The sequence below is a fragment of the Hyphomicrobium album genome (genome assembly GCF_009708035.1).
GTDB classification, from domain to species: Bacteria; Pseudomonadota; Alphaproteobacteria; order Rhizobiales; family Hyphomicrobiaceae; genus Hyphomicrobium_A; species Hyphomicrobium_A album.
Map to the genome: position 1 here is coordinate 1,897,165 of NZ_WMBQ01000001.1, position 25,336 is coordinate 1,922,500.

Below are 25,336 nucleotides of genomic sequence, written 5' to 3' on the forward strand. Positions count from 1 at the left end.
CAGATTCTGCGAATTACCGCAGTGCAAACATCATTAATCGCTCAACTGCGTGTTGTAGCGCCGCCACATTTAAGTCGAAGAAGAGGCAACGGGCAATTCTCTGCACGACAATAGTGCAGATGCCACACAAGCCGCAATCGTCTGTCTTCTGACGGGCCGGCGATTGTGCAGCTCTGAAAGAAATTGTGATCTGGACGAGGGCCGGTTTGCACCCTTCGCGGGTCCGGTCGCATCCGCTCGCGCCGCGCGCAAGCCCCGGCCATGTCACGCTGCGAGCGCAATCGACACCACATACTCGAAGGTGTTTAGATGGTTAAGTGCAGGCGCCGGACGGGAGCGGCTGCGGACCGAAGGACACTACGTTGCTCGCCCACGTTCGCCGCCCGATTGCGCTTCTCGTCGCCTTCGCCATAACCGTGGGACAGGTCGCTCCGTCCTTCGCGCAGCCCTTGTCGAAGGCCGACTATGAGGCCTGTCAGTCGCGCGATGAGGCTTCCTTCCGCTCCGCCATCCAGGCGATCTCCGTGCGCGCCCTGCAGGGCGGCATAGCCAATCTCGACTACCGCGCCGTGGTCGGGGACCAGTGGCGCCGTCTCGGCATGGACGAGATCATCGACAAGCGCGTCGATCTCGCCGTCGAGGAAGTCCGCCGCGAGACCAGCTGGGCCAATCTTCTGCAATCGCTTGCGAGCCAGCAGCGGGCGCAAGAGCTGGCGACCGCCGTCGCCGAGCGCGTCTACCGCTCCGATGCCATCAAGGCGGCGCTCGAGCAGCTTGCCGTCGGCGTTGGGGCCGAGGTCGGCAAGCAAATGGAATTTGCCACCGAGGACGCGGCCGAGCCGGCGCTCGCCTGCCTCAAGGCGTTCGTCGGCGCCCGCTATGGCGACACGGCCGCTCGTGCAGTGGCCGGTGACGCGGGCAAGGACGTGTCGCTCGACCCGAGCAAGGGCGCGGCAGAGATGTCGCCCGGCGCGGTGCTGCGCGAATCGAGCGGCGGCATCGCCGGCGCCGCCGTGCTGCTGATGCGCCGCCAGCTCGCCAACATGGCGACCCGTGTCGGCCAGCGCGTGGTGGGCAGCGTGCTTGCCCGGCTCGTCTCGGTGGTTGCCGGCGGCATCGGCCTGGTGCTCATCGCCAAGGACATCTGGGACCTGCGCAACGGCGTGCTGCCGATCATCGCCACCGAGATGAAGTCCAAGGAGAACAAGGACAAGGTGCAGGAGGAGTTGGCTAAGACGTTCTCCGAGCAGATCTCCGCTCACATCCAGGAGATCGGCGCCGCGACCGCCGACCGCATCATCGAGATATGGCGCGATTTCCGCGCCGCGCACGCCGAGGCCCTCGGGCTTGCCGAGCGCAACGGGAAGTTCAAGGCGTTCGTCGATTCACTTCCCCCCGCTTCGCTGCCTCGATTGGACGAAGTGGTCGCGCTGCTCCTCGCCGGCGAAGGCGAGGCCGGCCTGCTGCGCCGCCTGGACGACGGGACGCTGGCCACCGCAGTCAAGAGCTTGCCCGCGCCGGCGATGGAGATTGCCCGCGAAACGCGATCGCTCGACCAGGGGCTCAAGTGGTCGGCGCTTGCCGGTGCCGATCTGCCGAAGGTGGTGGAGCTCAGCCTCTATCGCCGCACCACGCCCGAACAATTGAGCCGCGCCTCGCTGCAGCGGCTCCTGGCGCTCGACGACCAGCTCGCGACGGTGCGCCTCGCCGGCATCGATCGCGCGGCACGCGATACGCTGTTCGAGCTGAACGATGCCGACTTGACGAAGCTCGCCCGCAATCTCACCGAGGACGAGCTATCGAGCTTGTCGCGCTATCTCACCGGACTGCAGCCCGAGCCCCGCGAGCAAGTACTGCGGGCGGTAGCCGCCAATCCGGCGAAGATCCATGCGCTCGCGTCGGACCGGGTCCGCGAGGCGGTCGTGGCGAGCACCGATCAGACGGCGGCAGTGGGCATGATGCTCCGCACGGGCGCCATGCTCGACCCGGCGGCGATCGGCGCGGATCTCCGCCTCGTCGCCGACGGCCGCGTCAGCCCAATACTCCTGTGGGAAAAGCACCCGGTGGTGATCGTCGGGCTGGGCTTCCTCACGCTTCTGGTGTTGCTGCTCCTGCACCGTTTGTTGTTTGCCCGCCGCCGTACAAGCGCTGCCGCCTAGGCACCCGCGTCCCGGACAGCTCCATCCCCAGCAATCTCCGCAGCTCAGTGTCAGATTGAGTTGCCCCTGCTATAAGCCGACCGGGCCTTCCGATTCCGCGTCGGCCCGGGGCAGCGATCTGCAACGGATCGCGCATGGGGCATCGAGGGGAGTTCTTGCGATGGGACTTAAGGCACCTGGCATCATTACGTTCATGCTGTCCGTCATTCTGACGGTCACAGTGCTGATCATTAAGTTTTTCGGCGCCGAGATTCCGTTCGTCACCGGCAACGAGTTCTTCGCCCTGCTCCTGGCGCAGGTCATCCTTGTGCTCGGCTGCATCATGCGCGGTCTTTAGAAACATTCCGGCCAAGCACCATTTGTGTGCGCTTCTGTCGCGCGGCACTCAGCGCTCTGGTTTTGGTGCGCGCGATGGATGAATTCTCGCGGCATGAAATGGAAGATCGATCAATTTGAATCATACGCCGAGCGTATGCGCCGGTCGTCTCGCGAGATTGTCATCGCGGCGGTGCTGACAGTCGCGGCGTTTGCATTTCTGATCGCGGCGATGCTCGGCAGCAGGGTGGTGAGCGACGCGAAAGTCGGCGCCATCGCCTCCGACAAGGTCATCATAAAGTAGCCGACTTTCGGCCACGCGCGCGCCTCAAGTGTCGACGCGCGTGGCGACTACCAAGCCGCGCACCGAGTTGCCTAGATAGACGGCGTCGGCGGCGGCGAGATCATCCAAAGTCAAAATCGATTCCCGCGCGCGCCCTTCGGCGATGAGCTCGGCGCGCAGCGTGCCGGGCAGCAGGCCGGCGCTGAGCGGCGGCGTGAGCAGCGTGCCGTCGCGCTCGATGAAGATGTTCGTGAAGCTGCCTTCGGTGAGCTCCCCTCGCTCGTTCAGATAGACCACCTCGTCCGAGCCGAGGCGCGCGGCGTACTCCGGCCGCTCGCGATCGTAGAGCTCGCGCCGCGTCGTCTTGTGGAAGAGGAACAGATCGTTGCTGTCGACGCGCGAGGACGACACGGCATAGCGCATCGTCGCGTCGGGATCGGCGGCCGGCAGCGGCGTCGACGTGACGGACACCTCACCGCCTTCGGCGAGCAACAGGCGCACGCGCAAGCGACCCGTTGTGCCGGCGACGGCCTTGGCGAGTGCAGCGCGCACTGCACGCTCGTCAAAGGCGAAGGCGAAGTAACGCGCCGAATTGGCGAGCCGCTCCATGTGCCGTTCGAGCAGCACGAACCCGCCCTGCGCCGGATCGTGGAGCAGCGTCTCGATCAGCTCGAAGCGCTTCACCGGGTCGGTGAGGAACTTCATCTTCAACAGGCACTCGGCGTATTCCTTCGGCCCCTGGCTGTCGAACACGACGCCCGAGCCGATGCCCATCTCGCCGTCGGCGTTGCGGAAGATGACGGCGGTACGGATCGCCACGTTGAACAGCGCGTGACCGTCGGGTGAGATGTAGCCGATGGCGCCGCAATAGACGCCGCGCGGCTCGGTTTCGAGCTGGCGGATCAGCTCCTGGGCGCGAATCTTCGGCGCGCCGATGATCGAGCCGGGCGGGAAGATGCCGCGCAGCAGCTCGCCGATGCCGACGTCCTTTTTCAGGGTGGCGCGCACGCCCGAGGTCATCTGGTGCAGAGTCTTGTAGGTCTCGACGGTGAAGAGATCGGTGACCTCGACGCTGCCGATCTCGGCGATGCGGCCGATGTCATTGCGCATCAGGTCGACGATCATCAGGTTCTCGGCCCGCTGCTTCACGTCCAGGGCGAGCTGGCGGCGGGCTTCGGCGTCGGCCTCCTCGGTGCCGGCGCGCGGCGCGGTGCCCTTCATCGGCCGGGTGAAGACGGTGCGCCCCTCCTGCTCGATGAATAGCTCCGGCGAGGCGGAGAGCACCGTCACCTCGCCCGTATCGACGATGCCGCCGTAGGCGACGCGCTGCTTCTGGCGCAAGTCGAGAAAGAACGTGAGCGGCGACCCCGATAGCTTGAAGCGCGCCTTGAACGTGAGGTTGAGCTGATAGATGTCGCCGGCGCGGATCTTCTCGATCACCTCGTTGAAGCGCGTGAGGTAGGCTGCCTCGTCCCAGGCGAGCTTCACGTCGGTGAAATGGAACGAGCCGGAGCGCGTGTGCGTGGCGAGCCAGTGCTCGACCTCGGCGCTCGTCATCTGCTGCGGTGCCTTGTAGAGGCCGATCCACAACAGCGGCACGTTGCGCTTGTCGGGCATGAGCGCGGCGAGCTTCGGCTCGAGCACGTAGCCGAGCTCGTAGGCGAAGAAGCCCGCCGCATGCAGGCCGTCGGCGACCCCCGCCTCAATACGCTCGAGCGCTGCCGGAACCTCATCGGGCGTCCACGCGGCGATGATGTCCATCGGCTCGGAGAACAGGAGCGACGGCGGGCCGGAGCCCGAGTTGTTGTCGAGAAGGACGAACGTTTGCGAAAGCGCCGCGGCTTCCTCGGTGGGATGGCCGGGTCCTTCGCGCGTGGGGTGCGCGCTCATCGGCCCTTGTACCCCGCGAGCGCGTAGAACGTTACATGCCTTTGCGCGTTGTCGCCGGCCGGCAGCAGGCGATCCACGACCTTCTTCGATTCCGTGAAGGACGCGAGCGCCGGCGGCGTCTCGTCATTGGCGCGCACCAGGAGCACGGGCGACGGCGTTGCCGCCGTGAACGGGCGCGTCATCTCGAAATGGTCGTGCGGCCTGCCGGGGCGCCAGGCGAGGATCGGCGTCGGCTCATCGCGCAGGTAATAGAGCAGCTCGGCGGTCACCTCGCGATCGTCCGACAGGACGGCGGCGTAAGGCTTACCCTCCGCGGCGGCGCGCGCCAGCTCGTCCCGCGTTGCCCGTGCCAGGTCGTGCCACCCGAGGGTACGGGTGAACGGATCGGTCTTGAGTGGCAGCGGCACCTGCCCGGCGGTCGCCGTGCCGAAAACGATCAGCGCCAGCACCGCCGCGTGAAGGACGAAGGACGCCTTGAGCCATCCCCAGGCGCCATCGCGCACCATCGTCGCCACCACGAGCACGCTCGCCGCCACGTAGGCAGGCGCCGCCCAGTTGGCATGGGCACGCGATAGGAACGCCTGCACGACGATGACGGCGATGATCGGCAGCGAGAAGGCGAGCAGCAACCGGTCGTTTTCAGGCAGCCGCTGCTTTGCCGCGCGCCACGCGATGACGAGGAAAGCGCCGAATAGGATGGGCCCGAAGACGCCGAACTGCGCGGCGAAGAATTCAAACGCCTTGTTCGGATGCAGCAGCGAGCCGCCCCAGTTGGCGTTGTCGGCGGTGTGCGAGAACGTCGCGAAGCTGTGCGAATAGTTCCAGGCAAGGTTCGGCGCGATGAGCAGGAAGCCGACGATGAGCGCCAGATAAAGACGCCAGTCGCGCAAGATGCGTCGCCGCGAGGGCGTCAGGATAAGGTAGATGCCCGCGCACAGCACGAACCAGATCATCGCGTACTTGGCATTGAGACCAGCGCCGAACGCCGCACCCATGAGAAAAGCCGGCCAGATGTCGTCAGTTTCGAACAGGGCCGTGAAACCGACGAGCGCCAACGCCCAGCACAAGAGCAGCGGCACGTCGGTGGAGATGAGGCCGGCCGATAGCGACACACCCGGCAGCGTCGCGAAGGCGAGTGCCGACAGCGCCCCGATGCGCGCGTCATAGAGGCGGCGCCCCAGCCAGAAGATGGCCAGCGCCGTGGCGGTGTGCAGCAACGGGGACGGCAGGCGCACGCACGATTCGTCCGCACCGCACGCCGTCGTCGCCGCGCCGATGATCCAGGCGATGAGCGGCGGCTTGGAGAAGTAACCGAGCGCCGGATCCAGGCTCCATGCCCAATACTGGGCCTCGTCGAAGAACAAATCGGTGCCGTTCACGTGGAGCGCGAACACCCGCAGGCATAAAAGTCCTGCGAGCACGCCCAGCACCACGCCGAACCAATTGACGGCGCGGCCGCCGGTGCCGACCCCGGTAAAGAATGACTTGGGCGCGTCCATGGGGCGGTTGCAGCTTTCCTGCTCGAGGGAGCCGTGCGCAACGGCCATCACGGCGGCTGATTTACAGGGTTGGAAGGCCCGAGTGAAGATGGCGGGGTTTCGCAAGCCATCTTGGTCGCAGGCTAGGCTGAGGCCGATCTCCGGGAGACTAGCGCTTGCGCTTTCTGCGAATCGTCCTTGGAATCGCTGTCACAGGAGCAGGTGCGCTACTGGCGCTCGTTTTTTACGAGCGATACTGGCGCTGGCGAGATTGCTTCAACGAGCTCGGCCGTTGCTTCGACCCCGTCACGCAAGACGTCTACCTCGCGCAATCGGTCGGCGTTTTTGGCGGCCTTGCCGCCCTTTTCCTCATCCTTGGCCTAGCACTTCTCACATGGCGCCGCCGCGTTTACTAGGTTGGTAGACTGCCGAGAAGACTGGTATCCTTTCGCCTGCCCACGGGCTATTCAGAGGCGTCGCGGCGAGCCTGTGGGATAGGGGTGCTTGATGCGCGTCACCGTCGTCATTCCAGCGCTCAATGAGGCAGGCAACATCGGCCGCCTCGTCGAGGAGACTTACGCGGCCGTGCCGGCCCAGCGCCTCAGCGAGCTGATCGTCGTGGACGACGCCAGCGACGACGCGACGCCGCAAGAAATCAAGGCGCTCATCGATTCCGGCAAATATCCGGGCCTGCGCTATCTGCGACACGAGCGCCGCAGCGGACAGAGCACGGCGCTGCGCTCGGGCGTGCTGGCGGCGACGAGCCCGATCATCGCCACCATGGACGGTGACGGGCAGAACGACCCCCGTGACATTCCGAAACTGCTGGAAGCGCTGGCGGCACCGGGCACCGACGGGCCTGCCCTCGTCAATGGCTGGCGACAGGACCGCAAGGACACCGGGTCGAAGCGGTGGGCATCGCGCGCGGCCAACTGGATCCGCGATACCGTATTGCAGGACGACTGCCCGGATACCGGCTGCGGCATCAAGGTTTACTGGCGCGAGGTCTTCTTGCGGCTGCCGTTTTTCACCAGTATGCACCGCTACATGCCGGCGTTGTTTCAGACGTACGGCTACAAGGTTGCCTACGTGCCGGTCAACCATCGGCCGCGACAGGCAGGGGTATCGAAGTACAACAACCTCAACCGCGCGCTCGTCGGGCTCTACGATCTCGTCGGCGTGTCCTGGCTGAGACAACGCACGAAGGTGCCGCGCATCGTGGACCGGTACCCGGAGGCTCCTACGGTGGCAGACATCGCCTTGCGCCTGAAGCCCGTGAACGACGACGACGCGCGGGCGAGCGCCGGCGGCGACAAGACATAAGCGAACATCGGCATCTACTCGGAACACAGTCCCATGGATCATCTCCATAGCCTCGTCACCATGCTCGGCCAGTGGTGGATGTCGACACCCGCGAGCGAAAAGGCCTGGCTCGGCGTCGGCTTCCTGGCGCAGCTGATGTTCTCGATGCGCTTCATCGTCCAGTGGATCGCCAGCGAGCGCGCGCGCCGCTCGATCGTGCCCGAGACATTCTGGTACTTCAGCATGATCGGCGGCGCGATGCTGTTCGCCTACGCGATCTACCGCCTGGACCCGGTGTTCATGCTCGGCCAGGGCATGGGACTCATCATCTATAGCCGCAACATCTACTTCATTCGCGCCCACCACAAAGCGGTGGCGAACGGCACGGCGAGCCCGGACGTCCCGGCGAGCGTCTAGGGCGCCGACCGGCCGTCTCACCGCAGTGCAGTGATCACGCGGTGGTCGCCTGCACGGGAATGACAATAGGAGACGCGCTCGCTTTCTCAACCGTCCGTCATCCCCGCGGAGGCGGGGACCCAGGGCACTCGTCAGCTTGGGAAGCCGCCCAAGATCAAGCGTCTCGCGTGACACTGCACAATCGTGGTCGCGGAAGCATGACTAGGTTCCCGCCGTCCATGCGGAGCATGGCTTCGCCATGACGCGGGAATGACGTTGAGCGAGGCGCGGGAAAACCATCAAGCAGCGGGCCGCGATTGTCAGGTCCATCATCCCTCAGGTTGCGTCGCGCGAGTGCTCGTCGTTCTTGCCCTTGAAGTGGACTTCGAGCCAGCGCACGGCGACGAGGATGATCGCCGCCAGCACCGTCGCCATGATCGCCAGGATGCCATAGCCGGCGCCGCAAGCGACGCCGATCGCACCCGCGAGCCACATGCCGGCGCCCGTCGTCAAACCCTTCACGTCACCCTGCGAGCGGAAGATCGCGCCCGCCGCCAAGAAGGCAACGCCAGCCGTGACGGCCTCGATCACGCGGATCGGGTCGGTGCTCTGGCCGCTCGCTTCGCGCAGCACACCGGCATGGATCTCCATGGTGATGATCGTGAACAGCGCGGCGGCGAGCGCCGTCAGCATGTGCGTGCGCAGACCGGCGGGCCGGTCGAGCTGCTCGCGCTCGAAGCCGATCACGCCCCCCAAACCCACGGCGAGCAGCAGGCGCAGGGCGATGACTCCCTCGGACAGGGTCGTGTTGTCGGGATCGAACATCTCGCGTGTCCTCGTTGAAATTGGCCGTGCCAGCGCCCATGTTTCTGGCCGTGGGGCAGTCGCTCACGCGGCAAAACGTCAATCCGAGACAAAGGTTGCGGACGGCGCGGGCGGCGGGCTTCACAGGCGGTCGATTTGTGCTATAAGCCGCGCCTCGCCGCCGGATTGACGGGCGGCGCTACCCTCGACCGACCGGAACGGCGACGGGTGTCCCGCTAAGACGCGGGGCAGCGTTAGGTAACGCGGGATGGAGCAGCCCGGTAGCTCGTCAGGCTCATAACCTGAAGGTCGTAGGTTCAAATCCTACTCCCGCAACCAACGCCTCGATCAAACAGCTTTGAAAAGCGCATACGGCCCCTCGCGGGGCCGTTGTGCTTTGTGCGGCAGAGAGCGGCAAACCTTGGCACTGCATCGTAAGCCACTTGCTTACAGTAAGCAGATAGCTTACACTTGCTCTCCGTGATCAAGACTTTCCGCAATAGGCAACTCGAAGCGCTCTACGTCGGCGGGCGGACAAAGATCGACGCCCGCCTGCATCAGCGTATCATGCTCCGCCTCGGCGCGCTCAACGTCGCGATGCGTCCCGAGGATATGAACCTGCTGGGCTTCAACTATCACGGCCTGCAAGGCTCGCCGAAGCGCTACACGGTGCACGTCTACGCACCCTGGTGCATCACGTTCGGCTTCGAGGGTGGCGATGCGATCGACGTAGATTTTGAACGGTACCACTAGCGTTACACCGCAAGGAGCGACCGCAATGTCTTACCCCGTCCGCAATCCCAAGAGCCCGCCGCCGCACCCGGGCGAGCTATTGCGCGAGACGGTGCTGCCGGCCGCTGGACGCACGAAGGTCGGGATCGCCGCGCTGCTCGGCATTTCGCGCCAACACCTCAACGACATCTTGAGCGAGAAGAAGCCGGTAACGCCGGCGACGGCCGTGCGCCTTGGCAAGCTGTTCGGCAACGGACCCGATTTGTGGGTGCGCATGCAGGCGGCCTACGACACGTGGCATGCCGCGCGCGAGATCGATGTCAGCAAGATCCCGACGCTCAAGCCGGCCGCCTAGCGATGACCCAACATGCGGCGCGTGGAGGGTTGCCGCGCGTAACACCTCTGTAAAGGACAGCAATCTTCGTGGGGCAGCGCACGCCGAACTGTGGCGAGAAGCGGTGTAAGGCACGGCACTTTCCGGCCACGCACAAAGCGAATTCGTGATGCCACGCGACGTTTGAAGTGTGTGTCAGACCCACGGGCAAAGTTGAATTCGTTTGCCCACTGCGCGCCGCATCCGTGCCGTTGCCTGCCACTCCCGACAGAGCGGGAGGGACAGATGCAGAATCACAAGCAAGACAACTACGACGGCGGCCGTGCCGCCAGCCTGATGGAAGATCCGGCGACCGATCAGAAGCGGCCGGAGAAGAAGCGCCAGGACCCCGACGAGCTAGCGCTGGCGCTCGCCCTATTGGCGCTGACCGAGGGTGGCGACCTGTAGGAATGAGCAATACCCGCGCGGTGGACTGGTGCGCTGACGCCTCCTCAGCGCCCGGGATGGAAGACGCCGCGCGGGCCTTCGATCCACACGACCACGGCGAAGGCGAGCAGGCTCAAGGCCAGAAAGCCCAAGGCCAGCGGCAGCACCGTGCCGTTGAATAGGTGGCCGATGATACCGCCGGCAAGCGCGCCGGCAGCCGTCGACACGAACCCGACGACGGACGAGGCCATGCCGGCGTTGTCGCCCTGCGGCTCCATCGCGAGCGCGTTGAAGTTGGGCGCCACCAGGCCGAAGAGGAAGAACAGCGCCATCATCATTCCGATGAACACGACGACGTCGGCTAAGCCGGCGTAGGCTACGACGGCGAGTATAGCCGACAGGATGATGAAGCCGACGAGCGCGGTATGCGACACGCGGCGCATGCCGAGGCGCTCCACGAGGCGCGCGTTGGTGAGCGACGCGGTGCCAATGGTAAGCGCGATGGCGCCGAAGGCGATGGGAAAGCCGGCGCCCAGATCGTAGACGTCGACGAACACCTGCTGCGCGCTCGCGACGTAGGCGAGCACGCTGCCGAACACGAGACCGCCGCCGAAGCCGTAGCCGATGGTCTGCGGCGTGCCGATCGCCAGGCGGATCGATTGGCCCAACGGCAGTGGTCCAGAGCGTTCCGTGTGCGATGTCTCGGGCAGGCGCAGCGCCGCCCACAGCGCCACGATGACGCCGGCGACGAGCAACAGGTCGAACACGTGCCGCCAGGTGCCGAAGGCCAGCACGCCCTGGCCCATGGCCGGCGCCAGCACGGGAATGATAATGAACACGGCCATGGCGAACGACATGACGCGCGCCATCTGCCGTCCGGAGAAGCGGTCGCGGACGATGGCGATGGCCAGCACGCGCGGCGCGGCCGCGCCGAGGCCCTGTACGGCGCGGGCGGCCAGGAGGGCGCCGAAGCCGGTGGCCAGCGATGCCAGCAGCGAGCCGACGATGAAAATCGCCATGCCGGCCATCAGCACCGGCCGGCGCCCGTAGCGGTCGGAGAGGCGGCCATAGGCGAGCTGCCCGACCGAGAAGCCGAGCATGTAGATGATGACGACGCTCTGCCGGTCGTTGGGATCGGCAACGTGCAGCGCCTCGCCGATCTGCGGCAGCGCCGGGAGCATGACGTCGACGGCCATGGCGGTGAGCGACATCATCATGGCGACGAGGCCGATGAACTCGCCCCTGGACATGCTGTTGGCGCCAGCGGCAGCGGGGACGGCGTAGCGCCGGGCATCGGGTGTGCTCATGCTCACACTCTTCTGGTTCGATCGGAGGCCGGGCGATGGGGTCGCTGGCGGGGAGGCGCGGGTTAGGCGCTTATAGGCCAAACGGTGGCTCGGGCGCTTTCCGTTCCGCGCCGTTCCGCGGCAAATGGGGGCCGCCGCCTCGAAGCAGCCGGTTTTCTGAGCGTTTCTTATGGCGCCCGGGTCGTTAACGGCATCCATTGCGGGATGCACGGCCAAGACGAGGCGACTCGGAAGCAACACGTGTTTGGATATGCTGCGCCGGGGGCAAAACGTCCGCGCACGCAATAAAGCGCTGCGGTATAGCAGACGCATTGCCAATCAATGAAGATTCGGGAGCCCAGCCGCCGTGCCAGCCAGCCTTTCTCACCCAACCGGCGCCCCTCGCACGACGAGCGGCATGATCGCGGCGCTGAGCCTCGCGCTCGGCTTCGCCGCGCTGACGGTGATCGGCCTCGCGGCCTCGAGCCAGCCGGCTTCGGCCCAGCAGAGCTTCGGCAACTTCTTCACCTACCAGCCCAAGCAGCGCAAACGCGTGGTGCGCAAGAAGCGCGCCCCGGACGCTGAGACCGCCGCCGCCCCCGATGCTGCCGCCGCGCAGAAGCCCGCCGCCAAGAAGGCAGAGGAGAAATCCGGCACGCAGGGTTTCGTCTACGCGATCGTGTCGCTGCCCGACCAGCACATCAATGTCTATGACGCGTCGGGGCGTATCACCACCTCGCGCGTCTCGACCGGCCAAGCCGGCTTCCGCACGCCGTCGGGCATCTACAGCGTGATCGGCAAGAGCCGCTATCACCGCTCCAACATCTACAGCGGCGCACCCATGCCGTGGATGCAGCGCATCACCTGGTCGGGCATCGCGATGCACGCCGGCGTCGTGCCGGGCTATCCGGCGTCGCATGGTTGCATCCGCCTGCCGTACTCGTTCGCGCCGGTGATGTTCAACCTGACGAAGCAAGGCGCGCGCGTCGTCGTCGCCTCGCGCGACACGGTGCCGGTCGACTTTTCGCACGCGTTCCTGCCGCTACCGAAAATGCAGTCGGCGCCGGCCGGCGCCCAGCAGGCGGCGCGCGACACCTCCGTCGAGCTCGCCAGCATGGGCACCTCCGACGCCGGCATGACCACGGCGGCGGTCCCGGGCTCGAGCGATGCGCCCGCGTTGCTCAACCCGATCGCCTACGCAGGCGCTCTCAAGGACAAGGCGATGGCCGACAAGACGGCTGCCGACCTCGCCGCCAAGGATGCGCTGGCCGCGGCCCAGGCTGCCGGTGCCGAGGCGCGGCAGGCCATCGACGATATCCGCAAGGCCGAAGCCGATGTCGCCGCGGCGGAGGCAAAGGTCGCCGACATCGACAAGCGCGCCGCAGCTCCGGCTCCCGCCGCCGCGGCGCCGACCGATCCAGCGCAATCCATCGAGGCGCAGAAGTCGGCCGCGCAAGCCGAGCTCGCCGCCGCCCGCACGGCCCTGGACGAGGCCCGCACGCGCGAGGCCGCCAAGACACCCGCCGCCTTCGCTGCCGTCGAGACGTGGAAGCGCGCCGCTGCTGCTGCTTCCAACGCCTCCGACCTGGTCGACCAGGCGGAGCGCCGTCGGGCGCAGGTGTCGGTGTTCATTTCCAGGAAGGAAGGGCGGATCTTCATTCGCCAGGATTGGAAAGAAGTCTGGGAAGCCCCGGTGACCTTCCGCGATCCCGATCGCCCGCTCGGCACCCACATCTATACGGCCGTCGACGCCGTGGCCGACGGCTCGGCGGTGAAGTGGACCGCCATCACCCTCCCGGCCGAAAGCCAGCCTCCCAAGGAGGCTGCCGCGCGCGGCAAAGACAAGCAACCTGTGCCGGCACAGCCGGACGGGCCGGCGCCAGAGACGGCGGCCGGGGCGCTGGACCGCATCGAGCTGCCCGAGGGAGCGCGCGAGCGCATCGCCGAGTTGCTGTGGACCGGCGGCTCGCTGATCGTCTCCGACCAGCCCCGCAGTTACGAAATGGGCGAATACACGGACTTCATCGTCCTGACCCGCTAACCGCCAACCGCAACTTCGCGTCCCGCGAATAAGCTTCTGCCATCCTCGCTTCATGGCAAAGCCATGGGATGCGTGACTGGGTTCCCGCCTCCGCGGGAATGACGAGGTGCATGGGCATGCCGCGAGGGTCATCGGCATTCGCGCCACAAGGCCGTGGCGATCGCCGGCGCCTCCCCTCTACGTCATCCCCACGAAGGTGGGGACCCAGTCATGTCTCAACCAATGCGACGGTCATCGCGAGGCAGGTGGTTCCCGCCGTCCATGCGGAGCATGGCTTCGCCATGACCCGGGAATGACGTTGAGGAGAGGCGGGGGCCCCTCGCCACCACCAAACATCATCGTTGGTTACCGGCGCGAGAGCATTTCTCGATCGCGAGGATAACTCGCCGTTATAGCTTCGCCGTCTAGTCTGACGCGTCCATTAACAGCGTCGAGAGCCGGCCGTGCCGCCATTTGGCAGACTCCATCGCGCGGGAACCGCTGCGGAAGGCGGAAGCCTGCGCGAACCTCAGCGCCACGAGTTTCCCGATTCCAGCATGCCCATGCTGGAGGCCTTGGTGTGCGAGGTGCACTCCGCCGCGCTGCTGACCGCCACCATCGCGAGCGCCATCAACGCCTTCAAGCGGCCCGGCTCGGTGCGCAGCGAGGCCGGCCTGAAGCCTTACGTCCCCGGTGAGCCCGCCATCGTCTCCGTCCTGCGCAACGGGATGCTCGAAACCGATTTGAACGAGGACACGGTGCGGCTCGTCATCCAGCTGTTCGACCAGCTGGCACCGGCACGCATCGCCCTCGACCGCTATTTCGCCGACGCCAACCACATCGGTGACGACCGCGCGTCGGCGCTGCATTTGCTGGCGCTGTCCACCACGTGGCGCCGCGCCTGCCAGGACGCACTGCTCGCCGTGCGCCAATTGCACCCCGACCTTCGCCTCCTGCCGGCGCAGTACACGAGCAACTCCAACCTGCTCAACAACCTGCTGCAAGACGTGATCATGGGCGGCACACCGTGCATCGACAAGGACGGGCAGATCGCCATCCCCGACTTGCCCCAGCGCCGTCAATCGGCCCGCCGCACGGTCTGCCAGCCGTGCACGCTGACCTACAATAACATCACCTCGCAAGCCTTCGTGCGGGACGTCTCGCCCGGCGGCTTCGGCCTGGAGCGCGTTCCGCAACTGGTGCCGAGTACCATCGTCGAGATCGAGATGCCGAGCGGGCGGCGCTTCACCGGCAGCGTCGCCTGGTGCAGCGGCTCGTCCGCGGGCGTTCGCTTCAACCGCCCGTTGCTGCCGAACGATCCGCTCTTGTCCGGCTGAACCGCCTCAAGCCAAGGATTTGCCGAGCCTTTCCGGCTGTGGCACGCTCGCGTCAGGCTGCGCCCGCTTAGAAGGCGCGGCAGAGGAAACGACATTGGGCCGGGCTGACGCCGCGCAGAGCAAATGCGGAATCCGCGTTGCCGCGAGCGCGACATCGTCGACACGAGTAGCGGTGCTCGAGGCGCAAGCCGGGCTTGGCGCCGGCGACTACCAGCATGTCGTCGCGTTCTTCGGCACCGACCACGACACCGATCTGCTTGCCCAGACACTGGCGGAGGTATTCCCCGGCGTCCCGGTTTCCGGTTGCTCGACGGCCGGCGAGATCGGCCCCTTCGGCATGATGCAGGGGGGGCTCGTGCTCATCGCTTTTCCGCGCCACGGCTTCCGGGTGCACAGCGAGCTCATCACCGATATCGACCGCTTCGGCGTCGAGCACGCGACCGACGCCGCACGCCGCCTGAAGACGCACGTCTGCCCCGGCTCGGAACGTCTGCCGCGCCAGAACGTGTTCGCGCTTCTGCTGGTCGATGGCCTGTCGAACGCCGAAGAGAACATCGTCGCCGCCATCCACTGGGAGCTCGACGACGTCGAGCTCGTCGGCGGTTCCGCCGGCGACGGCATCAGCTTCCAACGCACGGCCATGATCCACAACGGCAAGGTCGCCCAGCGTGCCGCCGTGCTCATGATGATCGAGACCGAGTTTCCCTTCCGCGTCTTCAAGACGCAGAACTTCGAGCCGACCAGCATCAAGCTGGTCGTCACGGCGGCGGACACCGAGAACCGCATTGTCCACGAGCTCAATGCCGAGCCCGCGGCGCGCGAATACGCATCCGCAATCGGGCTGAGGCCCGACGATCTCGGTCCCTTCAGCTTCGCGTCATACCCGCTCGTGGTGAAGGTTGGCGGCGACTACTACTGCCGGTCGATCCGCAACATGAACCCCGACGGCAGCCTGTCGTTTTTCTGCGCCATCGACGAAGGTCTGGTTTTCACAGTCGCCCGGCCGCGCGACATTCTCAGCTCCACGGCGGCAACGCTGCACGAGCTCGACGAGGCGCTCGGCGGCATCGACCTCGTCGTCGGGTTCGACTGCATCCTGCGCCGTCTCGATGCCGAGACGCGCCAGATCCGGCACCAGATGGACGCCCTCTATCAGAAATACGGGGTGACCGGCTTCCATACCTACGGCGAGCAATTCAACGCCATGCACTTGAACCAGACGCTCACCGGCATCGCCTTCGGACAGCGGGCGGAGGCGTAGCGCATGGATTCGCTGTTCGATCTCCACCCGCTCGGACCGACCCCCGACGACCTGGAGCGGCGGATACTCAAACTGCAGAAGATCAACGCCGCGCTGATGCAGCGCGTCGAGCGCTCGATGGACCAGCAGGCCAACGCGTATTCGCTGTTCCAGACGGCAATCACCCTGGAGAGCCAGGTGCGGCTGCGCACCGAAGAGCTGAGCAGCGCGCTCGCCCGGCTCGAGCGCACCAACGACGAGCTGTCGTCGGCGCGCGACGTCTCCGAGCGCGCCAACCGGTTCAAGACGCGCTTCTTCACCGCCGTGGGCCACGACCTTTTGCAGCCGCTGCATGCGGCGCGGCTGTCGGCAAGCGCGCTCGCAGAGGCGGCGGATGACGATCGCCAAAGCACCATCGCCGCGCGCATCGAGCACGCGCTGGTGACGATCGAGGAGCTTCTCAAATCTATCCTCGACATCTCCAAGCTGGAGGCGGGCGTCGTCACGCCGGCTCTGCGGCCGGTCGCACTCGACGATCTGTTCGCCTCGCTCGCCCTCGATATCGAGCCGCAGGCGAGGGCCAAGAACCTGTCCCTGAGGTGGCGGCACAGCGGCCTTGCCGTCGTCTCCGATCCGCTGATGCTGCGCCGTATCCTGCAGAACCTCATGGCCAACGCGGTGCAATACACCGACCGCGGCGGCATCTTACTGTTGGCCCGCCAGCGCGGTGAGGGCGTGCGCATCGAGGTGTGGGACACGGGGCCGGGGATCAGCGACGCCGACCGGCAGACGATCTTCGAGGAGTTCCAGCGTGGCACCGCCGCCGACCGGCCGACCATCGGCGGTTTCGGACTCGGCCTGTCGATCGTGCGGCGCATGGCTGAAGCGCTCGGGCATCCGCTGGGGCTATGCTCGCGCATCGGCCGCGGGACGCGTTTCTCGGTCACCGCCGAGCGGGCGGCGCTGCCCGACGTCGCATCGGCGTCGCCTGCCGCCCCGATCCATGCCCGTGCGCTCGGGCTGAGCGGCGCCCGCGTCGCCGTGATCGACAACGACCCAGGTGTCCTCGAGGCGATGCAGGCACTGTTGCGCCGGTGGGACTGCGACGTGTACGCGGCGCGCAACCTTGCCGATCTCGGCGGAGCGGATAAGCCTGACTTAATCCTCGCCGACTATCACCTCGACGACGGCCGCAACGGCCTCGAAGCCGTCGCCCTGCTGCGCCGGCGCGCGGGCAGCACCGTGCCCGCCATCGTCATCACCGCAGACCGCGCGCCCGCCGTGGCCGACGCGGTGCGGGCTCTAGGCTGCGAGCTGCTGTTGAAACCGGTGAAGCCGGCCGCGCTGCGGGCACTGATGCAGCACCTCTTGTCGCAAGTCCCGCAGGCCGTCGGCTAGTTGTCGCGCGACGGGCCGAGAATGGAATCGAAGTCGATCTTCGCCGCCTCGATCACCGCCTGCGTGCGCGAGTTCACCTTGAGCTTGCGCAGGATCTCCGACACGTGCGCCTTGATCGTCGTCTCGCCGACGTCGAGCTCGAAGGCGATCTGCTTGTTGAGGAGGCCCTGGCGCAACATCTGCAGCACGCGTACCTGCTGCGGGGTCAACGTGGCGATGCGGGCGGCAAGATCCGACGACGGGCTCACCTCGGCCGGCGGCTGATACCCTCTGGGCAGCACGACCGAGCCTTCCATGACGTCCTTCAGCGCGCGGCTCAAGTCGCCGCCGCGCGTCGACTTGGAGATGAATCCGGCGGCGCCGCACTGCATCACCTCGGAAATGATGCGCGGGTCCTCGAGCGCGGAGACGATGACGATTGGCAGCTTGGGGTAGCGCTTGCGGAGCTCGATCACGCCTTCGAGGCCGCGCGTGCCGGGCATCGAGAGGTCGAGCAGCACGAGCTCGACGCGGTTTTCCTTGTCGAGCACGCCCCGCGCCATCTCGATCGAACTGGCCTTGAAGACGGCCGCATTGGGAAACGTTGCCTGGATGACCTGCTCCAGGGCCTCGATGAATAGCGGGTGGTCATCGACGATCAGAATGCCGGACGGCACGACCTGCTCCTCGGGCGCCGAATGGGGTTGTTGTGGTTCATTCTCGACGTCCGCGGATGATACGCGAAGCGCGGCGGTCAGGTTGGCTAAAAATGCCCAAACGACGGGCCGGGCCGCGCCCGAGGGATACTTCGAGTTGCAGCACCACGGCCCCGGTCGTCTCCTTGAAACCCTGGGCGGATATGATCCTTGACCCCGACCGGCTTCGGCGCAATCTGCGCCGGCAGCCGATCGGCGAAGATAAGCGAAGGACCAAGCCCCGCCGATGGCCGGAGCGATCATCAACAGTCTGCGGCTCACCAGGGCCGGCTTGGTGCTGGCCCAGTACGGCGTGCGCTTCGTCCCGCCGGGCACGCCCGTGCCGCTACCGCTGCGCCTCGCCCGCATTCTGACGGCCCCCATCGGCTGGCTTGGCGCGCCGCGGCGCGCCCGCTTGGCGCCCCGGTCGCGGCTGGCCGACGCCCTGACGAAGCTCGGCCCCAGCTACATCAAGCTCGGCCAGTTCCTGGCGACGCGCGCCGACGTCATCGGCTCTGAGCTGGCCGGCGAGCTGGCGCTGCTGCAGGACAACCTGCCTCCGTTCTCCATGGTGGAAGCGCGCCGCGCGGTGGAGGAGGCGCTCGGCGGCCGGCTCGAAGATCATTTCGCCGAGTTCGGGCCGCCAGTCGCCGCCGCTTCCATCGCCCAGGTGCACAAGGCTGTCGTGATCGACGCGGACGGCCGCCGGCGCGAGGTGGCGGTGAAAATCCTGCGTCCCGGCATCGAGAGGCAATTCCGCCGCGACCTCGACAGCTACTATTTCGCCGCGCGCCAGATCGAGCGCTGGCACACGCCGTCGCGCCGCCTGAAGCCGGTGGCAGTCGTCGACACGCTCAAGGCTTCGACCGAGCTCGAGATGGATTTGCGGCTCGAGGGCGCGGCCATTTCGGAGATGGCGGAGAACACCGCCGCCGACGACGACTTCCGCGTGCCGCAGGTCGACTGGCAGCGCACGGCACGCCGCGTGCTGACGGTGGAATGGATCGACGGCATCAAGCTGTCGGATCCCGCCAAGGTCGCCGCCACCGGCATCGACCGCAAGGCACTCGGCCTCAACGTCATGCGGTCGTTCCTGAAGCACGCCATGCGCGACGGCTTCTTCCACGCCGACATGCACCAAGGCAATTTGTTCGTCGACAGCGGCGGGCGCCTCGTCGCCGTCGACTTCGGCATCATGGGGCGGCTCGGCATCAAGGAGCGCCGCTTCCTCGCCGAGATCCTCTATGGGCTCATAACGCGCGACTACAAGCGTGCGGCGGAAGTGCACTTCTGGGCGGGCTATGTTCCGCCGCATCATCCCGTCGAGGTCTTCGCGCAGGCGCTGCGGGCGATCGGCGAGCCGATCCACGGCCGCACGGCGGAAGAAATCTCCATGGCCGATCTGCTCGGGCAGCTCTTCGCCTACACCGAAGTGTTCGACATGCAGACGCGCCCCGAGCTGATCCTGCTGCAGAAGACGATGGTGGTGGTGGAAGGCGTGGCGCGCGGCCTCGACCCGAGCCTCAACATGTGGGTGGCGGCCGAGCCCGTCGCCAAGGAATGGATCGAGGCGAACCTCGGCCCGATGGGGCGGCTGCGCGAGGCGGGCGAGGGCGCCTCGGCGATCGGCAAGATCATCGCCGACCTGCCGGCGCTGCTCACCCAAGGCCAGCAGACCGCGGTGGCGCTGAGCGATATGGTGCGCGACGGGCTGCGGCTCGACGATGAAACGGTGCGCAAAATCGCCCAGGAAGAGGCGCGGAGCACCCGCTGGGGGCGCCTGGCCCTATGGATCGCGGCCATCAGTCTCGCCGTGCTTGCCTTCGCCCAATTCAGCCACTAGGCCTGGAGCGTTTCCGGCCGTTGCGCATGCGTCAGGACCGATGAAATACAAGATTGATCCCAACAAGTTCGCCACGGTGCTGACGAGCTGCGGTCGCTTCGACCTGCTCGGCGAGACCGTCGCTTCCTTCCAGCGCTATTTCGACGTCGAGCGCGTCCTCATCGCCGAGGATTCGGAGGACAGTGCATCGGCCGCGGCGTTCGCGCGCGCGTTCCCCGTCGCCGATGTGCGCGTCAACCTGCCGAAGCTGGGGCAGATGCGCTCAATCGATGCGCACTACGCGAGCTTGAGCGCGCCATATGTCGTCCATCTGGAGGACGATTGGGGGTTCACGCGCAGCCTCGACCTCGACCGCGTCACGGCTTTCCTCGAGGCGCGCCCCGACATCTCGGTGGTGTGCATTGCGCATCGCATCTATGACCCGCGCTTCGAAAAGGGCGCGCGCCGCGAAAGTCACGGCGGCATCGACTATCTCGTGTGGGACACCGACGCCCACCCCAAGTGGTTCTCCTATTCGTTCAATCCATCGGTGGCGCGGCTGTCGTTGTGGCGCGAGGTCGGCCCGTTCGCCAAGTTCGTGACCGAGGAGAACCTGAGCCAGTTCCTCAAAGAGCGGGGCATGCGCATCGCCATGGTGGTGCCGGGCATCGCCGACCACATCGGCGACGACCGCCACGCGCACGATCCATTCCAGCCGAAGCGCGCCAAGACGTTTCTGCAGCGCATGAAGCGCTCGATCGCCAAGCGCCTGCCGCTGCTGACCGGCAAGCACCCAGGCTAGATGGGGCAGCTTCGATGGGCTTGAGCTGCTGCATCATCGCCCACAACGAGGGCGACCGCATCGAGAGCTGCATTCTCGCGGTGCGCGACATTGTCGACGAGGTCGTCGTTGTCGATTCCGGCTCCGCCGACGATACGGTCGCCAAGTCCGAGGCGCTCGGCGCCAAGACCTTTTTCCGTGCGTGGGATGGTTATGGTCCGCAGAAGCGCTTTGCCGAGGACTGCGCCGGGAACGACTGGATCCTCAACCTCGACGCCGACGAGGTCGTCACGCCGGAGCTTGGTCGCGAGATCTCCGCGCTAATGCGGGCGTCGGCGGGGTTGCTGCCCGCATATCGCTTTCGGCAGGTGACGGTCTATCCCGGCCGCGACCGGCCCCGGTTGTGGGCCGATTTCCACAACTATGTGCGGCTCTACGACCGGCGACGGGTGCGTTTTCGTGACAGCCGCGTGCATGATACCGTCGATACGCAAGGCTATCCGGTCGGTCAGCTCAAGGGCATCGCACTGCACTACTCGTGGCGCACGCTGGAGCATGTGCGCGCCAAGCTCGAGAAGTACACCGACCTGCAGGCCAAGGAACTCAAGAAGCCGCGCTGGTACGTGCTGGCGCGGTTGCCGTTCGAATATCCGATCCTGTTCTTTCGCTACTACGTGCTGCGGCGAAATTTCACCGGCGGATGGCTCGGCCTTCGTATCGCGCACGATATCGCCGCTGCGCGCTTCAGGCGGCTGTTGAAGATCCTGAACTACCGGCCGGCGTAACCGGTCGCGCAACCTTGTACCGCGTATTGATCCGAGGTCTGGACCATGTCCACGACACGATTGAGCGCGGAACGTGACAGCCAGGCATTGCGCGAGCTGAGCTACCGTAGCCGCCAAGCCTTCGTCGCCACCAAACAGGCGCTTGGTCTGTCGGCACGCGCCGACAAGACGTTCTTCGTCGACAAGTTCAGTCGTGAGTTGCGCTCGGCCGCCACCCGGCGCACCTGCGGCATCGCCACGCTCGGCCGCACCGACGGCGCGGGCGCGCAGGCGCAGTCGCTGATGTCAGCCATCGCCTTCGCGCACGCCCACGGGCTGCAATACGTGCACCGCCCCTTCGCGACGATCGAGCACGCCGAGACGGAGATGCCCACCTGGGTCCGGCTGTGGGAGGATTACTTCAACCTGGGGGACGGCGAGTCATTCCTTGATGACGACGAACGGCCGCTGGTGTCGCTCGATTATCTGCACCAAGTGCCGCGCCATGTTCCGGTTGTCGCCGCCGCCGAGCACTACCTACACTATTGCAACCAGGATGCCGAGGCGTGGGAGCGCGTCCGGCCGCTGCTCCGTGCCAAGTACTGGAAGAATAAGTCTCCGGGGAGACACCCGCGCGTGCCGGACGAATTGCGCATCGCGATCCACATGCGCCGCGGTGACGTCAGCGCCGGTAACAAAAAGGTGGCGAACAATTTCACGCCCAACGCGACGTTCGTGAACACGCTCCAGCGGCTCCGATCGCTGATCGGCGAGAGGGCGCAGGTGCTGCGCATCGATCTTTTGTCGCAGGGGACTCCCGACATGTTCGCCGACATGTCGGCGCTCGGCGCGACGCTCCGGCTCAATGAGCCGGCGGTCGAAACGCATCGGACGATGGTCGAGGCCGACATTCTGGTGATGTCGAAGGGCGCGTTCAGCTACACGGCGGCGCTCTTGAACGACGGGATCGTCCTCTACGATCCGCAGAAGTATCGCGCGCTGCAGGACTGGAGCGTGCGCGCGCCCGACGGGTCGTTCGACGAGGCGGAGGTTTCCGCGCGTCTCGCCGCGCTCTTCGCGCGCGTCTGAGAAGCCGCCCCGCGCGAGCTCAAGGCCAACACTGGAACCGACAAAACAAAAAACCGCCCGGGCGCTAAGGCCCGGGCGGTTTCGTATGAACATTGAAAGAGGGGATGATGACTTCTGATGACTTCCGCGCTGTTCGCGCGATGAAGACGTCTCACTTTTCTGCAGACCTGGCGACGACCTACTCTCCCACGTCTTAAGACGCAGTACCATTGGCGCTGGAGCGTTTCACGGCCGAGTTCGGGATGGGATCGGGTGCAGCCACTCCGCCATAGCCACCAGGTCGGCGGAAAAGTGAGATGACTTCTTTCTGGTCTTGTCTGTGTTCTTACGCCCATCGAGGCGACGCACGCAGCGCGTCGGATATCCGGAGCAAAGCTCCTTGGATCCGAGCGCAAACGCCGCCCTGCCAGAGCGGCAAGCGCGAGTTACCGCGCGCCGCATGAGGCATTACGATGAGCATTGCATAATGAGAGCAATCAAGTCGATCGAGCTATTAGTACCGGTAAGCTGCATGCATTGCTGCACTTCCACACCCGGCCTATCAACGTGGTGGTCTTCCACGACTCTCGAGGGAGAACTAGTCTCGAGGTGGGTTTCCCGCTTAGATGCCTTCAGCGGTTATCCCTTCCGTACATAGCTACCCTGCTGTGCCACTGGCGTGACAACAGGTCCACCAGAGGTACGTCCACCCCGGTCCTCTCGTACTAGGGGCAGCTCCTCTCAATTCTCCGACGCCTACGGCAGATAGGGACCGAACTGTCTCGCGACGTTCTGAACCCAGCTCACGTACCTCTTTAAATGGCGAACAGCCATACCCTTGGGACCTGCTCCAGCCCCAGGATGAGATGAGCCGACATCGAGGTGCCAAACGATTCCGTCGATATGGACTCTTGGGAATCATCAGCCTGTTATCCCCGGCGTACCTTTTATCCGTTGAGCGATGGCCCTTCCACACAGAACCACCGGATCACTATGGCCGTCTTTCGACTCTGCTCGACTTGTCAGTCTCGCAGTCAGGCGGGCTTATGCCATTGCACTCGACGGTTGATTTCCGACCAACCTGAGCCCACCTTCGCACGCCTCCGTTACCATTTAGGAGGCGACCGCCCCAGTCAAACTGCCCACCATGCGCTGTCCCGGAGCCGGATAACGGCTCGCGGTTAGACAACCATGTTCATAAGGGTGGTATTTCACATTTCGGCTCCACAAGAGCTGGCGCCCCTGCTTCAAAGCCTACCACCTATCCTACACATGCAAACACGATTGCCAGTGCAAAGTTACAGTAAAGGTGCACGGGGTCTTTCCGTCTAACCGCAGGTACCCCGCATCTTCACGGGGAATTCAATTTCACTGAGGATGTGCTGGAGACAGTGGGGAAGTCGTTACGCCATTCGTGCAGGTCGGAACTTACCCGACAAGGAATTTCGCTACCTTAGGACCGTTATAGTTACGGCCGCCGTTTACTGGGGCTTCGATTCAAAGCTTGCACTTCTCCTCTTAACCTTCCAGCACCGGGCAGGCGTCAGGCCATATACGTCGTCGTTGGACTTAGCATAGCCCTGTGTTTTTGCTAAACAGTCGCCACCCCCTGGTCTGTGCCCCACCCGCCTGGTTGCCCAAACGGATGGCCTGCTTATCCCGAAGTTACGCAGGTAATTTGCCGAGTTCCTTCAGCACACTTCGCTCAAGCGCCTTGGTATTCTCTACCTGTCCACCTGTGTCGGTTTAGGGTACGGTCTATGTGGGGGCTATTTCCAGGGACACCTTCGCTGCTCGGGCAATCCGATAAGCCCAAACAACTTACAGCATCCGTCACTCACCCACTGGCCCACGAATATTAACGTGGTTCCCATCGACTACGGCTTTCGCCCTCGCCTTAGGGGCCGGCTAACCCTGCGCAGATTAGCTTTACGCAGGAACCCTTGGACATTCGGCGGGAGTGTTTCTCACACTCCTGTCGTTACTCATGTCTGCATTCGCACTTCCGATACCTCCAGGCGCCCTCACGGGTCGCCCTTCGCAGGCTTACGGAACGCTCCGCTACCACGCATCACTCCCGAAAGAATGATGCATCCTAAGCTTCGGTGCACGGCTTTAGCCCCGATACATTTTCGGCGCAGAAACCCTTAATTAGACCAGTGAGCTGTTACGCTTTCTTTAAATGATGGCTGCTTCTAAGCCAACATCCTGGTTGTTATGGGATTCCCACATCCTTCCACACTTAGCCGTGACTTGAGGACCTTAGCTGTAGGTCAGGGTTGTTTCCCTTTTCACGACGGACGTTAGCACCCGCCGTGTGTCTCCCGAGTAGTACTCCCAGGTATTCGGAGTTTGGTTAGGTTTGGTAACCCTGTGGGGGCCCCTAGCCCATCCAGTGCTCTACCCCCTGGGGTATTCACTCGAGGCTCTACCTAAATAGATTTCGCGGAGAACCAGCTATTTCCAGCCTTGATTGGCCTTTCACCCCTATCCACAGTTCATCCGAGGCTTTTTCAACAGACACCGGTTCGGTCCTCCAGTGGGTGTTACCCCACTTTCAACCTGACCATGGATAGATCGACTGGTTTCGGGTCTAATCCGACGAACTGAACGCCCTGTTCAGACTCGCTTTCGCTTCGCCTACAGCTATCGCCTTAAGCTTGCTCGTCAGACTAAGTCGCAGACCCATTATACAAAAGGTACGCCGTCACCCTTGCGGGCTCCGACTGTTTGTAAGCATCCGGTTTCAGGTTCTATTTCACTCCCCTCGTCGGGGTGCTTTTCACCTTTCCCTCACGGTACTGGTGCGCTATCGGTCGGTAAGGAG

The 25,336-nt window shown here is 65.1% G+C and carries 21 protein-coding genes, 1 tRNA gene and 2 rRNA genes (1 of these 24 cut by a window edge); 17 read left to right on the forward strand and 7 right to left on the reverse strand.

The features are described from left to right. Positions 1–362 precede the first annotated feature (362 nt). The 3 genes from GIW81_RS09090 (at position 363) to GIW81_RS09095 (ending at position 2,778) form a co-directional block, all read left to right on the forward strand. Complete coding sequence (locus tag GIW81_RS09090) at positions 363–2,159, forward strand: hypothetical protein (protein WP_195930488.1); 1,797 nt, start codon at positions 363–365, stop codon at positions 2,157–2,159. Positions 2,160–2,319: 160 nt separating this feature from the next. Continuing rightward, positions 2,320–2,496 (forward strand): hypothetical protein, encoded by a 177-nt coding sequence (locus tag GIW81_RS18825; protein WP_195930489.1) that lies wholly within the window; start codon positions 2,320–2,322, stop codon positions 2,494–2,496. A 93-nt stretch (positions 2,497–2,589) separates the two neighbouring features. Beyond that, on the forward strand, positions 2,590–2,778 hold the full coding sequence (locus GIW81_RS09095) for a hypothetical protein (protein WP_154738909.1): 189 nt from the start codon (positions 2,590–2,592) through the stop codon (positions 2,776–2,778). A 24-nt stretch (positions 2,779–2,802) separates the two neighbouring features. On the opposite strand, the gene pabB is transcribed toward GIW81_RS09095, so the two are convergent. Next, positions 2,803–4,647, reverse strand: a complete 1,845-nt coding sequence (gene pabB / locus GIW81_RS09100; protein ID WP_154738910.1) for an aminodeoxychorismate synthase component I — start codon at positions 4,645–4,647, stop codon at positions 2,803–2,805. Beyond that, on the reverse strand, positions 4,644–6,194 hold the full coding sequence (locus tag GIW81_RS09105; RefSeq protein ID WP_154738911.1) for an ArnT family glycosyltransferase: 1,551 nt from the start codon (positions 6,192–6,194) through the stop codon (positions 4,644–4,646). Before GIW81_RS09105 ends, pabB begins: the two co-directional genes overlap by 4 nt. 438 nt (positions 6,195–6,632) lie before the next feature. Between GIW81_RS09105 and GIW81_RS09110 the strand changes: the two genes are divergently transcribed. After that, positions 6,633–7,448, forward strand: coding sequence for a glycosyltransferase family 2 protein (locus tag GIW81_RS09110; RefSeq protein ID WP_154738912.1), 816 nt, complete (start codon positions 6,633–6,635; stop codon positions 7,446–7,448). Positions 7,449–7,508: 60 nt separating this feature from the next. After that, positions 7,509–7,844, forward strand: a complete 336-nt coding sequence (locus GIW81_RS09115) for a lipid-A-disaccharide synthase N-terminal domain-containing protein (protein ID WP_154739605.1) — start codon at positions 7,509–7,511, stop codon at positions 7,842–7,844. 315 nt (positions 7,845–8,159) lie between these two features. On the opposite strand, the gene GIW81_RS09120 is transcribed toward GIW81_RS09115, so the two are convergent. Beyond that, positions 8,160–8,648 carry an MgtC/SapB family protein gene (locus GIW81_RS09120; RefSeq protein WP_154738913.1) on the reverse strand — a complete coding sequence of 163 codons (489 nt, stop codon included), beginning with the start codon at positions 8,646–8,648 and terminating at the stop codon, positions 8,160–8,162. A gap of 241 nt (positions 8,649–8,889) precedes the next feature. Here GIW81_RS09120 and GIW81_RS09125 point away from each other — a divergent pair. The 4 genes from GIW81_RS09125 to GIW81_RS09140 all read left to right on the forward strand — a co-directional run bounded on the left by GIW81_RS09125 (position 8,890) and on the right by GIW81_RS09140 (position 10,140). Beyond that, positions 8,890–8,966: transfer RNA gene (locus GIW81_RS09125), tRNA-Met, on the forward strand. A gap of 141 nt (positions 8,967–9,107) precedes the next feature. After that, entirely contained in the window at positions 9,108–9,380 is a 273-nt protein-coding gene (locus GIW81_RS09130) for a type II toxin-antitoxin system RelE/ParE family toxin (RefSeq protein WP_324615013.1), read from the forward strand. Positions 9,381–9,405: 25 nt separating this feature from the next. Continuing rightward, a complete protein-coding gene (locus GIW81_RS09135; protein WP_154738915.1) occupies positions 9,406–9,714 on the forward strand; it encodes a HigA family addiction module antitoxin in 309 nt (102 codons plus the stop codon). Between the two features lie 264 nt (positions 9,715–9,978). Then, complete coding sequence (locus tag GIW81_RS09140; protein ID WP_154738916.1) at positions 9,979–10,140, forward strand: hypothetical protein; 162 nt, start codon at positions 9,979–9,981, stop codon at positions 10,138–10,140. Positions 10,141–10,184: 44 nt separating this feature from the next. On the opposite strand, the gene GIW81_RS09145 is transcribed toward GIW81_RS09140, so the two are convergent. Further along, on the reverse strand, positions 10,185–11,426 hold the full coding sequence (locus tag GIW81_RS09145) for a multidrug effflux MFS transporter (RefSeq protein WP_154738917.1): 1,242 nt from the start codon (positions 11,424–11,426) through the stop codon (positions 10,185–10,187). Positions 11,427–11,823: 397 nt separating this feature from the next. On the opposite strand from GIW81_RS09145, the gene GIW81_RS09150 reads away from it, so the two are divergent. From GIW81_RS09150 to GIW81_RS09165, 4 genes are all read left to right on the forward strand, one after another. Continuing rightward, positions 11,824–13,446 carry a L,D-transpeptidase family protein gene (locus GIW81_RS09150; protein WP_154738918.1) on the forward strand — a complete coding sequence of 541 codons (1,623 nt, stop codon included), beginning with the start codon at positions 11,824–11,826 and terminating at the stop codon, positions 13,444–13,446. Positions 13,447–13,982: 536 nt separating this feature from the next. Continuing rightward, positions 13,983–14,762 (forward strand): PilZ domain-containing protein, encoded by a 780-nt coding sequence (locus GIW81_RS09155; RefSeq protein WP_154738919.1) that lies wholly within the window; start codon positions 13,983–13,985, stop codon positions 14,760–14,762. Positions 14,763–14,856: 94 nt separating this feature from the next. Beyond that, a complete protein-coding gene (locus tag GIW81_RS09160; protein WP_154738920.1) occupies positions 14,857–16,023 on the forward strand; it encodes an FIST N-terminal domain-containing protein in 1,167 nt (388 codons plus the stop codon). 3 nt (positions 16,024–16,026) lie between these two features. Further along, complete coding sequence (locus GIW81_RS09165; protein WP_154738921.1) at positions 16,027–17,400, forward strand: hybrid sensor histidine kinase/response regulator; 1,374 nt, start codon at positions 16,027–16,029, stop codon at positions 17,398–17,400. Here GIW81_RS09165 and GIW81_RS09170 read toward each other — a convergent pair. After that, positions 17,397–18,056 carry a response regulator transcription factor gene (locus GIW81_RS09170; protein ID WP_324614945.1) on the reverse strand — a complete coding sequence of 220 codons (660 nt, stop codon included), beginning with the start codon at positions 18,054–18,056 and terminating at the stop codon, positions 17,397–17,399. The genes GIW81_RS09165 and GIW81_RS09170 overlap by 4 nt on opposite strands. A 265-nt stretch (positions 18,057–18,321) precedes the next feature. On the opposite strand from GIW81_RS09170, the gene ubiB reads away from it, so the two are divergent. From ubiB to GIW81_RS09190, 4 genes are read left to right on the forward strand one after another with little or no spacing between them, the layout of a single operon-like run. After that, positions 18,322–19,917: a 2-polyprenylphenol 6-hydroxylase gene (ubiB, locus tag GIW81_RS09175; RefSeq protein ID WP_154738923.1), complete on the forward strand. Its 1,596-nt coding sequence runs from the start codon at positions 18,322–18,324 to the stop codon at positions 19,915–19,917. Positions 19,918–19,957: 40 nt separating this feature from the next. Next, positions 19,958–20,698 carry a hypothetical protein gene (locus tag GIW81_RS09180; protein ID WP_154738924.1) on the forward strand — a complete coding sequence of 247 codons (741 nt, stop codon included), beginning with the start codon at positions 19,958–19,960 and terminating at the stop codon, positions 20,696–20,698. 14 nt (positions 20,699–20,712) lie between these two features. Next, a complete protein-coding gene (locus tag GIW81_RS09185) occupies positions 20,713–21,462 on the forward strand; it encodes a glycosyltransferase family 2 protein (RefSeq protein ID WP_154738925.1) in 750 nt (249 codons plus the stop codon). A 45-nt stretch (positions 21,463–21,507) separates the two neighbouring features. Beyond that, positions 21,508–22,530, forward strand: a complete 1,023-nt coding sequence (locus GIW81_RS09190) for a hypothetical protein (protein ID WP_154738926.1) — start codon at positions 21,508–21,510, stop codon at positions 22,528–22,530. Between the two features lie 165 nt (positions 22,531–22,695). On the opposite strand, the gene rrf is transcribed toward GIW81_RS09190, so the two are convergent. Further along, positions 22,696–22,810, reverse strand: a 5S ribosomal RNA gene (gene rrf / locus GIW81_RS09195). Positions 22,811–23,002: 192 nt separating this feature from the next. Continuing rightward, positions 23,003–25,336 (reverse strand): 23S ribosomal RNA (locus GIW81_RS09200); it runs 476 nt beyond the window's last position.

Bases quoted from the DNA above. Each gene is read 5' to 3' on its own strand.
- GIW81_RS18825 (WP_195930489.1), top strand. From the start codon at position 2,320: ATGGGACTTAAGGCACCTGGCATCATTACGTTCATGCTGTCCGTCATT.
- GIW81_RS09095 (WP_154738909.1), top strand. From the start codon at position 2,590: ATGAAATGGAAGATCGATCAATTTGAATCATACGCCGAGCGTATGCGC.
- pabB (WP_154738910.1), bottom strand. From the start codon at position 4,647: ATGAGCGCGCACCCCACGCGCGAAGGACCCGGCCATCCCACCGAGGAA.
- GIW81_RS09105 (WP_154738911.1), bottom strand. From the start codon at position 6,194: ATGGCCGTTGCGCACGGCTCCCTCGAGCAGGAAAGCTGCAACCGCCCC.
- GIW81_RS09110 (WP_154738912.1), top strand. From the start codon at position 6,633: ATGCGCGTCACCGTCGTCATTCCAGCGCTCAATGAGGCAGGCAACATC.
- GIW81_RS09115 (WP_154739605.1), top strand. From the start codon at position 7,509: ATGCTCGGCCAGTGGTGGATGTCGACACCCGCGAGCGAAAAGGCCTGG.
- GIW81_RS09120 (WP_154738913.1), bottom strand. From the start codon at position 8,648: ATGTTCGATCCCGACAACACGACCCTGTCCGAGGGAGTCATCGCCCTG.
- GIW81_RS09135 (WP_154738915.1), top strand. From the start codon at position 9,406: ATGTCTTACCCCGTCCGCAATCCCAAGAGCCCGCCGCCGCACCCGGGC.
- GIW81_RS09140 (WP_154738916.1), top strand. From the start codon at position 9,979: ATGCAGAATCACAAGCAAGACAACTACGACGGCGGCCGTGCCGCCAGC.
- GIW81_RS09145 (WP_154738917.1), bottom strand. From the start codon at position 11,426: ATGAGCACACCCGATGCCCGGCGCTACGCCGTCCCCGCTGCCGCTGGC.
- GIW81_RS09150 (WP_154738918.1), top strand. From the start codon at position 11,824: ATGATCGCGGCGCTGAGCCTCGCGCTCGGCTTCGCCGCGCTGACGGTG.
- GIW81_RS09155 (WP_154738919.1), top strand. From the start codon at position 13,983: ATGCCCATGCTGGAGGCCTTGGTGTGCGAGGTGCACTCCGCCGCGCTG.
- GIW81_RS09165 (WP_154738921.1), top strand. From the start codon at position 16,027: ATGGATTCGCTGTTCGATCTCCACCCGCTCGGACCGACCCCCGACGAC.
- ubiB (WP_154738923.1), top strand. From the start codon at position 18,322: ATGGCCGGAGCGATCATCAACAGTCTGCGGCTCACCAGGGCCGGCTTG.
- GIW81_RS09180 (WP_154738924.1), top strand. From the start codon at position 19,958: ATGAAATACAAGATTGATCCCAACAAGTTCGCCACGGTGCTGACGAGC.
- GIW81_RS09185 (WP_154738925.1), top strand. From the start codon at position 20,713: ATGGGCTTGAGCTGCTGCATCATCGCCCACAACGAGGGCGACCGCATC.
- GIW81_RS09190 (WP_154738926.1), top strand. From the start codon at position 21,508: ATGTCCACGACACGATTGAGCGCGGAACGTGACAGCCAGGCATTGCGC.